Origin of the sequence: Agarivorans sp. QJM3NY_30 (assembly GCF_050870855.2) — a bacterium.
In the GTDB taxonomy this organism is placed as follows: domain Bacteria; phylum Pseudomonadota; class Gammaproteobacteria; order Enterobacterales; family Celerinatantimonadaceae; genus Agarivorans.
The window spans coordinates 474,500-490,415 of sequence record NZ_CP194038.2 but is presented as its reverse complement, the minus strand read 5'-3'; the positions used below and the strand labels follow the sequence as shown (position 1 = coordinate 490,415).

Annotated in this window: 11 protein-coding genes; 6 read left to right on the top strand and 5 right to left on the bottom strand. The window is 40.5% G+C overall.

What is annotated here, in order from left to right:
• Nucleotides 1-114: 114 nt before the first annotated feature.
• From ACRRSX_RS02215 to ACRRSX_RS02200, 4 genes are all read right to left on the bottom strand, one after another.
• A complete protein-coding gene (locus ACRRSX_RS02215) occupies nt 115-2,307 on the bottom strand; it encodes a DEAD/DEAH box helicase (protein ID WP_432454832.1) in 2,193 nt (730 codons plus the stop codon).
• Nucleotides 2,304-3,611 (bottom strand): ATP-binding protein, encoded by a 1,308-nt coding sequence (locus tag ACRRSX_RS02210; protein WP_432454833.1) that lies wholly within the window; start codon nt 3,609-3,611, stop codon nt 2,304-2,306. The genes ACRRSX_RS02215 and ACRRSX_RS02210 overlap by 4 nt, the downstream gene beginning before the upstream one ends.
• 3 nt (nt 3,612-3,614) lie before the next feature.
• Entirely contained in the window at nt 3,615-5,933 is a 2,319-nt protein-coding gene (locus ACRRSX_RS02205) for a TerB N-terminal domain-containing protein (RefSeq protein ID WP_432454834.1), read from the bottom strand.
• A gap of 799 nt (nt 5,934-6,732) precedes the next feature.
• Complete coding sequence (locus ACRRSX_RS02200; RefSeq protein ID WP_432454835.1) at nt 6,733-7,764, bottom strand: IS110 family transposase; 1,032 nt, start codon at nt 7,762-7,764, stop codon at nt 6,733-6,735.
• A 296-nt stretch (nt 7,765-8,060) separates the two neighbouring features.
• Between ACRRSX_RS02200 and ACRRSX_RS02195 the strand changes: the two genes are divergently transcribed.
• From ACRRSX_RS02195 to ACRRSX_RS02170, 6 genes are all read left to right on the top strand, one after another.
• Complete coding sequence (locus ACRRSX_RS02195) at nt 8,061-10,034, top strand: hypothetical protein (RefSeq protein ID WP_432454836.1); 1,974 nt, start codon at nt 8,061-8,063, stop codon at nt 10,032-10,034.
• 14 nt (nt 10,035-10,048) lie between these two features.
• Nucleotides 10,049-10,723 carry a hypothetical protein gene (locus ACRRSX_RS02190; protein WP_432454837.1) on the top strand — a complete coding sequence of 225 codons (675 nt, stop codon included), beginning with the start codon at nt 10,049-10,051 and terminating at the stop codon, nt 10,721-10,723.
• Nucleotides 10,710-11,303, top strand: a complete 594-nt coding sequence (locus tag ACRRSX_RS02185) for a hypothetical protein (RefSeq protein ID WP_432454838.1) — start codon at nt 10,710-10,712, stop codon at nt 11,301-11,303. The genes ACRRSX_RS02190 and ACRRSX_RS02185 overlap by 14 nt, the downstream gene beginning before the upstream one ends.
• Nucleotides 11,304-11,607: 304 nt before the next feature.
• A complete protein-coding gene (locus ACRRSX_RS02180; protein WP_432454839.1) occupies nt 11,608-12,252 on the top strand; it encodes a hypothetical protein in 645 nt (214 codons plus the stop codon).
• A 344-nt stretch (nt 12,253-12,596) separates the two neighbouring features.
• Entirely contained in the window at nt 12,597-14,303 is a 1,707-nt protein-coding gene (locus ACRRSX_RS02175) for a hypothetical protein (protein WP_432454840.1), read from the top strand.
• A gap of 156 nt (nt 14,304-14,459) precedes the next feature.
• Complete coding sequence (locus ACRRSX_RS02170; protein WP_432454841.1) at nt 14,460-15,293, top strand: hypothetical protein; 834 nt, start codon at nt 14,460-14,462, stop codon at nt 15,291-15,293.
• 288 nt (nt 15,294-15,581) lie between these two features.
• Here the strand turns inward: ACRRSX_RS02170 and ACRRSX_RS02165 are convergent, their stop codons facing one another.
• Nucleotides 15,582-15,836 (bottom strand): hypothetical protein, encoded by a 255-nt coding sequence (locus ACRRSX_RS02165; RefSeq protein ID WP_432454842.1) that lies wholly within the window; start codon nt 15,834-15,836, stop codon nt 15,582-15,584.
• Nucleotides 15,837-15,916: the final 80 nt, after the last annotated feature.

Here is a 15,916-nt window from a genome sequence, read left to right as displayed (position 1 = left end):
GTACTCAGTTGTTAGTGTACAGGTACAGCCATGAACCGAACGGAACAAGCTTACTTTTGCCCCAAAGTTACTTAGAGAGGTTACTCGTAACAGGTCTGAACATTCCAATTTAGGCTAGTTTTTTCTTAACAACCATTTCTCCGTTGTTTGGATGTCAAACGCTTTTGCTCCATACCCTACGGATAGAATACTTTCCGGCAAGAACTCATCGAACTTCTCGATACGTTTTTCCTGTACTTGTTGTGCTAGTTCTGTTTCTGTTGGGAGTTCTGTTGACGCAAGTTTGAGCAATATCGAGCGAACACTTTCTAATGACGCTTTTTCTACTTCTATGACTCCTGCATATGCGCCTGCTTCAAACCCATGTTGGATTAACAAGGCGACAATTGTATTTACCACTTTGTCGCCAAGCCATGGGAATATATAAGTAGTATTGCCAACCTGGAGCAGTGGTTCTCTAGAGAGCTTTGCATCTTCGAAATATCGTACGCTCTCACCAAACAGTTCTCGTGCAGCTGAATCAGCGAAGTCGACTTTCCTATCTCCCACAGAAATTCTGTAGTCACCGTCTTTTAATATTTGGAACATCTCTTGCCGAACAACATCATGTATGTTCAAGCCAGCACCACCAAATTTAGGCGGCTTGCCACCTTTTGCATGCTCCACATAAATGACTTTCTTTTCGCTATCTATGTCGTTTACTTTCCAACGTTTTCCACCGAAAACAATATGCTGCCCTTCTAATACCAATGAATCTACAGGCAGCGTTCCGAGTGATTTGGTTCCACATACAATCCGGAACTCTTCAGGTGTTTTAAAAACAGCATAGAACGAGTAATGGCTTGTCAGCTTCTCTCCCAAAAGGCCAAGCACCAATTCACCACTTCCTAACTGAGTTATTAGTTCTGTTTTACCCATGTGGATAAGTAGTGCTTTGAAGTTTTCAACATTAACGTTTTGAAAAGGGCCATCTTTACAGAGCAAACTAAATAATTGCTCTGCTCTAATTCCTCCCCATTGTGCAGTAACCGCAAGTACTTGATGAAGGAGTGTTGAGAAGTGATAAAGTGATGTATCAGCTGGTTCATACCATTTACTGCCGATAAGAAGTCTGATCATGGCCAGAGACTGAATAACCTCCAGTCTCAGCTTGTCGATGACGCTAGAGTCCTTTGTCAATTCAGCTTCAGCGATGAGCATTCGCAATATTGAGGCTCCACCGCGTCTTCCTGAGCGTCCCATTCTTTGACGTAAACTTGAAATAGAGTGGGGGGGGGTTACTTGAATTACTGAGTTTACCTTGCCGATATCAATGCCTAGTTCAAGAGTCATTGTGCAAATCGCTGTGGTAGGATAATGCTCCTGTTGCAATCGCTTTTCTAAGCTTTCTCGAAGATCTTTAGATAGCGAACCATGGTGAGGAAAAAATTCATTCGGCACAATTTTTTCTTCACAGAAGTCAGATAATGTAGCCGCAATGCTTTCTGTTCGGCTCCTACTATTTGCAAACACAAGGTGACTTCCGCCTCGACAAAATTTAAATAAATCTTGGCAGATCGTATATTCGGCATCATTGGAAGACTCAGCTTCTAAGTTAGCAGGGTTTACATACCCTTTTACCTGAACCTTCAGGTTGGAAGTCGAATGTGTATCTTTTATGATCTTGCAAGGTAAAGAGCTATTAGGGCGAAGTGTTAGAGGTACTTTCTCTAACTCACCAAGCGTAGCACTCAAAGCTACTCTCGGGATTGGTGTTTCTAGTCTTTCGAGAAGGTGTTCAAGTCTATGAAGTAAAGAGAGTAAGTGATGACCGCGCTCAGAACCAATAAAGGCATGAAACTCGTCAATAACGATATATTTCAAATTAGAGAATGCAGCTTTGATCCAGCCTGAGTCTCTGATGAGTAATGACTCCAATGACTCAGGTGTTATTAACACGACACCAGACGGCGATGCTTTTAATTTCTTCTTTCGGCCCTGTGAGCTATCACCATGCCAGGGAGTAACCGGTATTTCTAACAGGTCAGACAGACTTTCTAAGCGCCTATCTTGGTCATTTATAAGGGCTTTTAGAGGGCTAACGTAAAGGATCCCTACACCCGTTTCTTGTGGTGCGATAGCGCTGAGCGCAGGCAAGAAAAATGCCTCTGTCTTTCCAGCTGCGGTTGAAGCGCTGATCAGCACATCTGTCTTTTCAGACAATATAGGTTCAATAGCAAGGCATTGTATTTCTCGTAAGCCAGTCCAGCCTTGTTTGAATATCCAGCGCTGAATCCGATGGTCTAATTTTTCATGTTCATCAATCATAGTTTGAAGTCAGCAAATCCGTCTTCATTGTCCTCTGTTTCGAGTGCAACATCGGAAGGCTTATCTTCATTAATTGCTACTGATGAGATTAGATTATGCCATGCAATTTGCGGGTTTTGGTCGATTACCGCAAGCATGTCTAAAAATGCTTTAATGGTGTTACGTGGCGTTCTAAAATACGAATCCCCTATAGTTTGGCTGCAATGCTGTAAGAACGCTTTTAGAGATTCGTCTGGAACCAAGTACTTTGCTTCGTCACCTTCAGCATAAACGTGACGCAAGTTTTTAAGCAAAATATATAGTTCTTCAGGGGTTAGGCTAGCGAGGTGAAGGGCCGGTGACGAATAATCAATCACGCCCGCTTGTTTAGCAAAGCTGTTATCTGCCAATCTAGATTGCAGTGCTTCATAGCTATACAAGCCTTTACGTGGATCTAGCAGAAACTCAGGGGTTCCGCCGAGAAGGAAGCCCAAATGCTCAGCGCTTCCTTGCAAGCAATCGTTTAGAATTCGGAGTATTTGTTCATAGTTAGACGTTCTCGCTGTGGTGTTGTTCAACTTATACAGATTTACCATCTCGTCTAAGTTAACTAAAAGCCCTTGGTAGCCAGCTTGTCTGACAAATAAACTCATTAATTTCAGCGCATCATAAAAAGATGTATCCGAAATAATTGTTCGAACTCCTAGGTCATTTCGGGCATCGGTTTTAGTCGAATACTCTGCTCGTAACCATTTTATTGCATTAGCTTTTAATATCTCATCTTCTTTCTCATGACCTATCCAATAAGCCTCAATAACTTTAGCAAAATCATAACCGCCAACGAGTTCAGAAAGTGATGCTAATTTTTCATGGATAATTGAATTTATACTTTTTCCTGAAGTATCAGCTTCTTTCATTGCTGCTGTGATGAACTTTTCAACTACACTGGTTAAAGCATTACCATCAGGTTTGTTGCGTGTAGCCATGTTACGCATTAGTTCAGAGTAAAGGTTTCTAGCTTGACCAGCCGATGCATGAATACGTCTATCAGGAGATAAGTCTGCATTGACGGTGACAAGCTTATTCTCTAGAGCAATAGCGCGTACAACACTTAAAAAGAATGTTTTACCAGAACCATAATCGCCGATAATGAGCCTGAAAGCTGAACCTCCATCTGAGATACGATCAATGTCTTGGATCAGAGCTTTTAATTCATTTACTCGACCTACTTGGATATGCTGGATTCCAATCTTAGGAGTAACACCTGACTTCAGAGATTGGATAATTGCATCCCTTTCTTTAGCTCGTATTCTTTTTGCAACCATTATTTATCCTTTCAATTCTTCAACGATTTCTAGATCGACATAGATATCACCATCGTCATCTAGAACTGGCGCATCGACTTTGTCATAAGCCCAGTCATTAATAATTTCTAATGCGCCATCAACCATTATGCTTAGTTTACCGCACAGTTCATGAACTTCTTTACGTGGCCACGACTCTTTAGCTATCAAAGTTTCAAAAAGTTCTTTGTAAGGGCTATCTAAGCCTTCTTCATTGACATCAGCGGTGGAGCTCATTTCCAGTTCAGCTTCTTCATCAACGGCAAATATATTCTCCAGCATACTCTTCGCATCGTTGGTGTCACTTTCATGCATAGCCAGAATACCTTCATCCAACTGAAAGGTTCTTTTATCAATTGAAGCGTCTTTAGATGTGGCTGAGATAGCTTGTTTACTGGAGGCAAACGCATGAATGTCACTTGTAACGAGTGATTTATTTAAGCCTAACGAGGTATATAACTTTTCAATTTGCTTAATTTCAGAAGCATCGATTTTTCCATCAGCAAGAGCGATGGAAAGCATGAATTTTTTCAAGAATTCTACCTGTGGAACGCCGAGTTTTTCAATCCTAGCTTTCAAGCCGGTATTATTTATAGGCGAATTTAGACGCCAAGTTAAATATGCATTTAACGAGTTCTTTTCAGAAAGTGAGAGTTTGTCATCGTGGTTTATCAACGTTTCTAAGGCGATTTTCTCATGATGATCTACAGTACCATCTATCGTTGCGACCATTGCCCCTAGCCTAATTGCTAAACTTACTTGGTTAAATGCCGAGCTTGGCTCAAAAAACTCTCCATGGCCCGGTGAGAAGAGCACAATGTTGTCATCGATTTTCAATTTTGCATGGTGAAAACGTTGGTCTGGCGCAATACCTATTTCAGCCTTAGCTGCCAAGTTAGCGACTAGTTCATTTTCTTTTTTGTTAAACGCCTTAGGGAGAGGTGTACCTGTATGAGTCCAGAAATCCTTGACTGTGGTTAGTCCATCATTTGAACTAATTATCTGATTTGCCCAAGACTTAAATGTTTCTATAACTGGCGAATTTGCTTCGTTTGCCAGTTCTTTAGGTAATAACATTAACGCTGCAATATCACTCCTTGAAGTATCTGCTTTTCCTAAGTAACGGCTATAGCTGTTCAACTCTTCTGTACATTGTTCGGCAATAGGAATGAGCTTTTTAACTGGGCCTTTGAGAATACTTGGATCTGGTAAGTCACCCAACTCCAAATCAACCCCATGCACACCATTACTTGCTGCATGATATGAAAGGCGCAGTTTAGTTTTATTGGGTTTTATGGAAATTCCTTCGCCAAACTTGTCAGAAAATCTAATTTGGAAAAGCTGGCTAAACTCTTCTTGACATCTACGGGCGGGAGTTTTTAGGGAATATTCGAATGTATTTTTTAGCCACTCTAAAGCTAAGGGAGCTGTTACAGGGTTTCCATTGGCTATAGTTGTTGCAAGTTTAACTTTGAATGACAATGCATTATTAGTTTCTGGTATATCTGACAGTCTATCTTCAAATAAGGCGGGTCTTTGAAGTGCTATTAGTTCGAGGAAATTAGCGGAGTATCCTCTGAACGAACGATTTGCGTTGAAAACGCTATTGAGACGCAGCACTTCATCAAATATTGCTATATACTCTTCATCAGATATTTGATTATTGGATTTGTTTTCGATGACTCTTCTCTCAAATCCGTAGAAATAGATGAAGACATAACCAATTGGCGTATTGGGGTTTGAGCGATCAGAGGCGAGCCAATCTAGGTAAGCGCCTCTACAGCCTTTTGATAAGGATGCGTAAGTTGGCCAGTACCCTAAGGATTCATCCGTGTATATTTCTGAATCTACCGAAGGACTTAAAGCCGGGCGTTTATCATCCACTAGGGACGGCTCTATACCGTACCCATCTAGTGAATTCATTACTCCACCAGAGTAGAAAAAGCCTTTCGTTAACTGCCTTCCATTTATAGAAAGTTGTTCATCTTCACTTATCCATCGACCTTTTTGCTTGTTCGTTGTTTTTTCTGGCTCTCGGCCAAAGCTTGTATGAATAGTAAAAGTAGCAAAATCATCATCATCGTCTAAATCAGCATGATTAGACGTATTGGATACACTAATGTTGGAAGATCCTACAGCAATACTGGGCGATGACGTGCTACTTTCTCGGACTTTTGATTTTTCAGTAAAAGGCTGGGGAGTTCTTTTTTTGAGCGGATTTTGTGCTGAAGGACGACTATTTCCCTTACCTTTGAATAATCTATAAACTAAATAAATTATAAATAACCCAATAATAAATTTCATTTTATTTCCTATTTGTTCAAGGCTCTAAATTAGGTTACTTTGATCCTTGCATTTTTGTATTTTATTGATTCTTATATCAATTACAGAAAGGTAATGTAAAATTTGAATCAGTAAATTTTATTAAAAATATTGTTACAAATGAAGGTTTTCAAGAGATCTACTCCCTCCAAAACAAATATAATGATAAATAGCCTTATTTTGTAGTGGTCATGTAAAACTGGCCACAGGTTTAGAGCTTTTTCACACTTTTCGTAATCTGAAATGCTGTCATTAGAGCAAAAATCCTAACTCGAAAATGCCCCTTTTATGTGTTAGCTATAGAGCAAAAGCTTTCGCCTGCGGCGACGTCATTTTTCTTTGACGAGCAAAGAAAAACGAAGCAAAAAGAAAACTCGCCCTGCATCTTCTTAGGCCCTCCGTTGCGCATTCACAAGGGAGTTGAAGTAACTCGCTACGCTCAAACAGACTTCAACTCTGCTCCCTTGTTCATTTGCACTACTCGCCGAAGATGATGGGATTGAAAGCACAGTCTTGGCTATCAAGTTTGTGAAACGTTTTTGCCCCATTACGTATATGGGATCCACGTTTTTACAAAGTGACAATTTCAATAAAAGTTAAGATGCGTACGTATATTCGGCTTCTTGTTGAAGGCGCTACCTTCTAGCCTTTGATGTTTGCGCACCTACCGTCCTCATCGAGTTAACAGCTTTAAAAGCATTACAGAATGGCCAGGTTTTCAGTAGGTTGGTCTTACCTTTTATGCTTCATCATTTTGTAAAACTAGGAATTATTTTTTGTTTCAAGCCGTCAGTAAAATGGGTTTGTATTCTGTTTCATACCTAAGCATGGCCCATGCAGTCCGAACAACTTTGTTTGCCAGAGCAATACAGGCTTTCTTAAAACCAATCCTCTCTATTATTTGGTGTAACCAAGCATCTTTTTGTGTTTTTGGTTTTTCGGGCAGCCGGCCTACATAAGACATTGCACCAAGGTAAAGAAGGGAACGCAGCTCTTTCACTCCACCGCACTTATCTATTCCAATCATGAAGACTTTACCTCCAGAGCTATGCTGTTTAGGTGTGAGACCAATGAAAGCTGAAGCTTGCCTACCATTTTTAAACTGCTTACCGTCACCAAGAATTGTATAGAGCATCGCAGCCGTTGTTTCTCCAACACCTTCGATTTCCATTAATCGTTGGCATGGTTCAATTTGACGAGTTAAGGCGTTCTTTTCTTTTTCGAATGCAATTAACTTCGCTTTGAGCTGTTTGTATTGTTCCCACAGCATAGACATTACGGAAACAACATTTTCAGGCATTGATGTTTCCCCATCCAGCACCGTTTGAACTGAGGCTTTTAGACCTTTTTCACCTTTGGGGTTTGCAATACCATAGCCTAAAATTGTCCCTCGAATATGCTGTCCTAGAGAGACCACACTGCGTGAAAGAAATCGGCGACTACTTTCTAATGAATACATAGATTGTTGCTCTAGTGATTTTGGCCGACTGTATTTTATTCCAATTTGAATTGCCGCATTAGCAATGGCAAGAGCATCATTATGGTCAGTTTTATGGCCCTCTAAATACCCTTTTACTTTCTTAGGGTTAATGATCCTTACTTCGTGGCCAAACTTTTCGGCTAATTGGCCCCAATAATGACAACCACAGCAACCTTCCATGGCGACAATGGATGGTTTGGCCTTTGCTAGAAACTCTTTCATCTTTTGTCGGCTTAAAGGCTTGTTTGAAAGCAGTTCGCCATGAGTACTAATATGGCAAGCTTGAAGAACATTTTTGGCTAGGTCGATAGCGATAACATTATTGGTCAGCATATTGGAATCCTCGTATTTTCTCGTTCTCCTAAGTCTAGATTGGCAAAGGAGGGAGTGGATCCCATACATCAAGTTTCAAGCCTAAAAAACTCAAACTAAATCTTCGTATTTTAGCCAAATTCTTCTTATCTCTAGCGATAGCGTTAATGAGTATTTCAACACCTATATTGACTCACTTATTACTAGCCTGATAGCATCACGTTCTTATTGACTCTTAAGTCAATTTTTATCAGGTAAACAAGCAAGGAATCGCATGTTTAAGGCAGTAAAATTGTTGGCATATTTGGGAGGCAATAATGCATCCAAGCGCTAACGCTTTCGAGCAATCAAAGTTCAACCAAACACTGTTAGTTGACGCCTTTGGGCAGTCTTATATGTTTTTACAAGGACATGTGACCCAAGCTGAAAACCTAGGCGAGTTGATTAATCACAGTGTAGACATCTACTGGGCTCAGTCATTGCTTCAAAACCATAGTTCCATGTGGGGTTATCAATTCGACCTTAACAAACTGTACTTTCAAGTTTCTGGCGATTACATGGCTAGCCACAAAAGCGAGCAGCAGAAAATTGCTTGGCTTAGTAATGGCATTGTGAGCGGTGAGGTAAAGGTTCTTAAAGGCAAAAACTTTGCTCCGCCACCCCCTTCTAATATGGAAGGAGGCATGCCGGTAGCCACTTTGCCAGAGAAAGAAGTGACTCGCGCAGCACCCGCTCAAGCACCCTTAGGTCATGGCGGTCAATCTAAAGAAGACATTCGCGAAGCTTTGGATTTGTATTGCGCACTACCAGATGGCTCACCTGCTGCAAACTTACCTTACAAAGCGACCTTAGCGGATGGCACAGTATTACAAGGACAGCTAGATGCCAGTGGCCAAGCTAACTTACCAAACCTTAAACCAAATAACGTTGATGTAGAGTTTGGCGAGCTGCCCGATGATGCCGCTATTGCCGCAACTAGAGCGGAGATTGCAGGAGTGCTTAACAGCATTATTGCAGCGGAGAGAGTAGAGGGAGCTAAAATTGCAGCCGAGTATGGCGAGTTAAATGCTCTTCAAAAGGGCGTGTCGAGCATTGGCTCTTTGTTAACCGGGGTTGGCGGTGCGCTTGGCGATGCAGCTGAATTTACCTACAACCTTATAGAACTTGGCTCTATGCAAGGGCAGCTTAAGCGGGCCCTTACTGCGGGCTGGGATGCCTACAATGTAGATGACGATAAAGGGTGGGCAGAGAGCTTTGCCAGTAATTGGAGCGCAGAGCAACACCAAGCGTATGTAAAAGCACTAGGCTTTGACCCAGCCTCTATTACCAAAGAAAACCTCACCGAAGCCTACGAAATCGCTAGTTTTATTAGCGATGACGATGAAACCCAAACGGCCTTACTGCAATTTGTAAAAGATTTCGCCGACGCACAACATCATACCGAACTAACCGAAATGGGTGGCGCAGCCATATTTGATATTGTGTTGGGCGCAGTTCTAGTTGCGCTTACCGGAGGCGCAGGAACCGCTGCTGTAGCCGCTAACAAAGTACGCCATTTAGATAAGCTAGGCGGCTTATTCAAAACACTAGCCAAGCAGCTTAAAAAGAAAGCTCAGTTTAAGACTAAATCTGGTCGTACTGGTGGCAAAGTAGAGCAACAGATTGCTAAGCCAGCTGGGGCAGAGGTGCCTACTGATGCGGGGAAACAAAAAAGCGTAGTAGCTCCACCTGATTCAATTAAATATCACAATATTGAGTCAAGCCAAGTTGAGGTGAAAAACTTTAAGACTGTGAGACAAGTCGACTTAGATAACTTATCGGATGCAGATGCTAATGCAGCTAACCTGTTAGAAAAACAAGGTTGGCCAGAAGATAAAATCGAGGAAGTGCTTAGTTCCGGCGATAATTTCCGAATTAAGGAAATAAGAGCAGGCGATAAGCTCTATGGCTTTAATACTAAGGGCTTTGAGAAAGACTTAAAAACCTCTGCTTATTGGATGGATGAAGCTGGTTTACAACAAATGAAGTCGAAGCACTATGATGGAACTAACTGGGACCATGAAGGAGTGAAAAACAGTATGGCATTGCCATGCTTTAACCGAGCAAATACTATTGAAGAAGTTATGGTGACTAAAGACCAGAGCATTGTTGAATCTGCAATTGGTAAAGCAACGGAGCTTATTCAGTATTCTGAAGCCAATAAGTATGACACTGGCTTGCTAGGTAAAATTATGCCAGGTGGCGGCACTCAGATTGCCGCAGACCCTACAACTTTAATAAAATCTAAATAAACTTGGATCTAATTGTGACTATTTCACCAGAACAAAAAAATGACGTTATCTCAATTTCTAACTATTTGCTTGACAGGTTTAGAGAATATGCGGTGGTTGATGCAAGCCCAGAAGGACGTTTGCAAGCGCAGTTACTTTGGGTATTGGATAAACTAAAGGATCCTAACTTTAGTTTACCCCTACCTGCTGAGCAATTAAGTACCCTTCGCTATATTTATACAGATGGAACCTTAAGCTTTCGTGCTAGTAACCCTGACGACATAAATTCTATATTTAAAGAAATTGAACTTCCGTTAGTACAGCTCATCAACGTTCTGAAAAAAGGGCATCTATTAATTAAACCAGACTATTACCCACATATTTCAACCGTGATTGGGCAGCTGATTAGTTGCCTTAAAAAGTCTCATCGTGCACTGACGAAAGATGAAACAAAGTTTCTTGCTGAATTAGAAGCACTCAAGTTAGACATCGATAGCGGTAAGCAAGAATTGCCATTCCAAAGCCACTTACCTAGATTTCCTGGTTACACTGAAGTTAAAAGCTTTAGAGGGAATACCATTGATGACATACCTAGAGCTAAGAATCTGTTTAAAGTATTTAAGAATGCCGTGTTTAACGGTGTGAGACCAGAAACTTGGGTAGACGAAGTTACTGCTAAACAGGCGGTAGAGGCACTTGTTAATTCATAGTATGGACAACTCCCCCCCTGTCTTTGATGCATCTACTTTTGTGCCAGTGCCTCGCAAGCCAGAATGGTCGGTATACCAGCCCGAGAACTTACCTAGCGCTTGGAAAAAAATTGCTGAAATAACTGATGTTCAAGATAAAGACACCGCTGATGATTGGCAGCTTTATTTTGATGGCACCATGCTAATTTTCCATCACTGGAGTGATAGCATCAATGAGTTTAATGGGAAGCCATTTCGTTATGTAGGGCAATATGAATTCCCTATTGGCGCAGCTGCATGGTTTGTAGAAAACCTACCGCGCTTTTTTAATGCAGGTGACCCCACTAAGCCACAAACATCAAAGGGCTTCCATCATTATGACCGTACCGGCAGTGGCGGCGAAGGTTTAGGGATATCAAGGCTCATTAACTCCATAGGTAGAGATATTCCCGGATACAGTTTAGATAACCTTAGTCGTTGTGGTCACCCAGATATGGACTTATGCCAAAGCTTTAAGATGAGTGATGATTTTTTGTTTAACCAAGGAATGCTAGAGCTGTTTAAAGACATTGCTAAGCGCCATGCCGCTGGCACGCTTTAAAGCAGATAAAAGAGTCAGGAAACAGTTTCTGACTCTTTCTTTTTAGGAATATTCATAACACTGCTAATTAGCACTTTCCCATACTTTTGCTAATCCTAATCACCTTTGAATAAGCGCATGCGCTAACGCATTTCTGTCCAATGACGAGTTAGCGTAGCTTGGTTTTGCCCCATTGTTTGTTTCGACTGATTCAAGACACACTTCACCAAAGTGTCATTTGACTTACTTTTCCTCATCTAACTATGTGGCCAAATTTACCAATCCACTACAATGTGCTTATTAAAGAGGTAGCTAAGGAACTCCTATGTCATCGTTAATCTTCTATACCCAACCTGATGCCGCTGTTGTAGCAACAGATACGCTTGCAGTTTCCCCTGATGGTTCACCGTTTAGTTTCTGCACAAAAGCGGGTTATATTCCACATTTAAAGACAATCATTGCAGGTACAGGAGCAGGTGGATTTTCAAGTCAATGGCTGGTGCATGCTTCTACACGCATGGTTGTGCGTGGAATTCATAATTTAGATTTCCACACACAAAAAGGGCTTAGGGATCTTTGGGAGACTTATAAGAAGGAATATTCTCTAACGGATGAAAGTACAACTACTGTTTATCAATTTGGTATTAGTGAAGAAAGTGGTGAGGTCGTTTCATTTGCTTATCGCTCAACAAATAACTTTAAGTCTGAACCATTACAATTTGGCACTGGGGTAAAGCCAGCTTGCACAGTGCTAGAAGGTAATCTGCTAGATCTCATTCCAGTTATGATGGCTGAACAGAGAAAGAATGAAGCAGGAAAGCCACAGAGTGAGAAAGTATTTATCGGGGGGGAGATTATAGCCTTGGTATTAACTAAAGAAGGTTGTAATCACATAAAAATTGGAGAGTTCGAGGATTTTGCTACTGATGAAAAAGCCGTTTTCGAAAACTTCAGCAGAATGACTAATTAACTACGAACACTGTGGATGGCTGAATGATTTTGCAATTCCGCCACTTGCTTTAAGGGTGGCTTATAAAGCTAAACACCTAAGTGGACTGTTTAGCTTCGTGCTGTTTGAGTGGGTTGTAGCAAAGAACTGCACCTTTTCGGGTTAACATAATTGCTCATAGCTTAGTCATTGCTGATGAAGGCACAGTAATTTATCTAATGGTTAAATGCGCAGGTACGATACCATAAAACTCCCCACTCACAGCACATCTTGTCTAGTCATTAATTTGCACATGCATGCTAGTGATACCTACATGTAACCAAGTTAAGATGGCAATAAACAGTTGATTACAACTCAGGAGAACCATGTTACAGATCTGTTCAGGAAAACTATTCCAAAACACTGTTGAGTATAGAAATCAATTAAGAGGGATCATTTATACCAACTTACGGTTCGGATTTGGGCGAGAGGAAAAGCTTGATACCGAAGCTGGCTCTCTGTTGTCAACGTCAAACTTGGGTCAATCTAATGCCATAGTTTACGAAATAGAGGAGCTAATTGAATCTACTGGACAAGGGAAAGGTATTCTTGTTTCTCATGCTGTTGATCCATATATATTAGACTTCTCAACAGTTATTTCTTTCGCACTGAATTGCACTGCTTCACCAAGTTATACTCTCACAGATCGGCTGTTAAGCAATCAAAAGGGAGTTTCGACACATACGGAACCTAGTAAAGTTGTAAAAAGGTTTTTTGATAAAGATGTTTATTGTGCTAAGGCTGACGCTGAACATTTACGTCAGTTTGTAAAGCACTTAATTGGACTTGAAAGGAAAACATATTTAGGTGTGATGCGAGCTATAAGAACATACGTCACTGGTATGCAACGTATAGCTGATGACTTTGAACTAGCATACACATTACTTGTAGCATCGATAGAATCTCTTGCTCAAGACTTTGATGGACATAAGTCTTCTTGGAATAGTTATGATCAAAGAAAGAGAAGGTTAATTGATAAAGCACTCTCTGGAGCCAGCGATGAAGTCTCAGACAGCGTAAGAAAAGCTATTCTTGATATCGAACATACATCATTAGGCAGAAGGTTTAGGGATTTTTCGATAGAACACCTTAAGCCTTCGTACTTTCGAGAAGAAGCAGTAGGTGTTGCTCATCCTATTTCAAAAAACGATTTACCCAAAGCATTAGCAAATGCTTATCAAGCTCGATCCCAATATATTCATAATTTGAGAACACTTCCAAGTCAGTTAACTAATACTATTGAGTATTCGGAATCCACTCAGATTGACAATAAAGCTTGGTTGACCATTCAAGGTTTGTCTAGGCTGGCAAGGCACATCATAACTGAGTTTGTTCAACGGCAAGTAACAATTGATAAGGAGGTTTATGACTACTCGCTCGAAAGGTCTGGCATCGTACAAATGAAAATGGCACCACAATATTGGGTGGGAAGGACTGGGTTATATCATGGTTCGGGTAGCAGGAAACTTGAAGGTTTTCTGTCGCAAATAGCCGCACGTATGTCTGGAACCAAGGATGGCGTTGTAACGGACTTAAGAGAGTTATTAGCAATAGTGGAGAAAAATGTCTTTGAAATAAAAAAAGAAGACAAATTACCTTATATAGCACTCTACTTTATCTTTAACGGCTATGTGGCAGAAGAGCAAAAAACAGAAAATGCAGCTAGCTTTCAAGAACGTTTTGACAGTGAATTTATGTCACCAAGCTCAGAATCATTACTTGTTCACACCCTCTTTAACATAACGCCTCTATGGGACATCACTGAGTATCACCGTGCTCTGGAGCGTTATTTCGAAAAACGAGATAACAGATTTAGTTTCCGTGCCCCTGTACTGTTCGAAACAGGAATGATATTGAGTTTGGCTGAAAGCTATCGTGTTAATAAGGAATTTTCAACAGCAGTAGATTTAGTTTCTATGGCAGTTGAAAACTATCCTGGTAATGAAGCGTTGAGACAGTTTGAACAAGATTTTAAACTAGAGAATAGGCCAATAAAATGGCAAACAATCCTGATGCCAAAAGCTGAAGGGTAAATGTGAAATTGGCTACCGTCAACAACGGTGGCCTTGAACTATTCCTAACTAAGCTAATGATTCAATAGAATTTTTAACCCTAGCATATACATCCTTATGGCTTTACGCAGCTTTTTGATGTAAAGCTGATAAGTGGCAAGGCTAAATAAGGTAGGTATGAAACTAAAAAAATTATTACAACATGACTTTATTAAAGAATTTCAGGGTGTTTTAGTTACTGACTTCGAAAAAGAGTTATTTCGAGCAAGTCTAAGGAACTATTGCTCGCATGGAAACCCTTTGCGGTTTCACAATTTTGCTTTTTCTATGCGTGAGTTAGTATTGCTGGTTATTGACAGACGAGCACCGAATGACAAAGCATTGAAAGCTAGTTGGTATGAAGTCGAAAGTGATAGGTTTGAAGTTACGAGAAGACAGAAACTTAAGTTTTGTGCGCAAGGGTATTTAGCTGATACATACCTTGATTCTGATGGTCTTGATGAAGTGAATGCAAGCATCAAAGAGTTTCTAAAGAAATTTAATTTCTTTAATAAATATACTCACATAACAGAAAAACACTTTACACCATGTCCAAAGAAGTTCTACTCGGACATGAAATATATTATTGAGCTTTCTCAAGAAGTAATCGAAGAAATAGCTCTGCTAGAAAGCTATGTGATTAGTCGGGTTGAGGATTACCTTCAAGAGGTGATTTTCGATAAAGTTGTCAATAATTTCCCAGATGAACTGTCAATATTAGCTAGTAATGTAATTATTGAGCAAGTACACCCAGAAAAACTAGAGCTTGTTGGCATAAGTGAATCTAAGGTCGTTATCGATGTGGAAGGCACGGTTTACGTTAGTCAAGAGTACGGAAAAGGAGGGGATTTCGTTGTTATGTCAAACGGTTACCCTTTCTCAGTGACACTTGACGCATCTGTTTCAGACCCAAGCGACATCGGATTGGATGCTAATGACATAGAAATCGATAATTCAAGTTGGTTCGAGTAAAGTAAAACCACTCAACAAACGTTTAAGGTTAAGGTTTCAAGATACTTTTTCTCATCAGACTCAATTGCATTAGGTTAAGTGCCCTAAGAAGCTTTTGTCCAAAGACGTGTCTGCGCGATCATCACCAACACGTGTATGCCCCGTCTTGAATTTTATCGATTGGTGTGGGATTAGAATAAAGTCTCATACTGAGTAATAAAGATTCATACTAAGTATTAAAGTGTCATACTAAATTGACAGCGTTACCTAGTATCATATCACTTATTTTCCACCATTTTCCCTCGTTGCTTAGCCTGACGAAGACGCTACGCCAAACGGAAATTTTAAATTAAACACTTCTGCGTCTAATGCACTTACTGAAACGCACAAATCTGTTTGGTTTTTCAGGTGGTGTTCTTGTACTTCATCCACTTTTTTAAAAACTGTAATGTCGTTATCACCGAAGGTGTAACTATCAAAATCACTGGTATCAAAAGGGCATTCATTGAGCACCTTTTGTAGCTTGTTAAACCAAGCTTTTTCTTGCTTCGTGAGTGTAGCCATACGTTGAACTTCCCTCTACTCTCCGTAATAACCAGCTTTTGCTGAATTAATAGCGTGTTGATTCGGATGATAAGCCTTAT

Bases quoted from the DNA above. Each gene is read 5' to 3' on its own strand.
- ACRRSX_RS02170 (WP_432454841.1), top strand. From the start codon at position 14,460: ATGAAACTAAAAAAATTATTACAACATGACTTTATTAAAGAATTTCAG.
- ACRRSX_RS02180 (WP_432454839.1), top strand. From the start codon at position 11,608: ATGTCATCGTTAATCTTCTATACCCAACCTGATGCCGCTGTTGTAGCA.
- ACRRSX_RS02210 (WP_432454833.1), bottom strand. From the start codon at position 3,611: ATGGTTGCAAAAAGAATACGAGCTAAAGAAAGGGATGCAATTATCCAA.
- ACRRSX_RS02205 (WP_432454834.1), bottom strand. From the start codon at position 5,933: ATGAAATTTATTATTGGGTTATTTATAATTTATTTAGTTTATAGATTA.
- ACRRSX_RS02175 (WP_432454840.1), top strand. From the start codon at position 12,597: ATGTTACAGATCTGTTCAGGAAAACTATTCCAAAACACTGTTGAGTAT.
- ACRRSX_RS02195 (WP_432454836.1), top strand. From the start codon at position 8,061: ATGCATCCAAGCGCTAACGCTTTCGAGCAATCAAAGTTCAACCAAACA.
- ACRRSX_RS02165 (WP_432454842.1), bottom strand. From the start codon at position 15,836: ATGGCTACACTCACGAAGCAAGAAAAAGCTTGGTTTAACAAGCTACAA.
- ACRRSX_RS02215 (WP_432454832.1), bottom strand. From the start codon at position 2,307: ATGATTGATGAACATGAAAAATTAGACCATCGGATTCAGCGCTGGATA.
- ACRRSX_RS02200 (WP_432454835.1), bottom strand. From the start codon at position 7,764: ATGCTGACCAATAATGTTATCGCTATCGACCTAGCCAAAAATGTTCTT.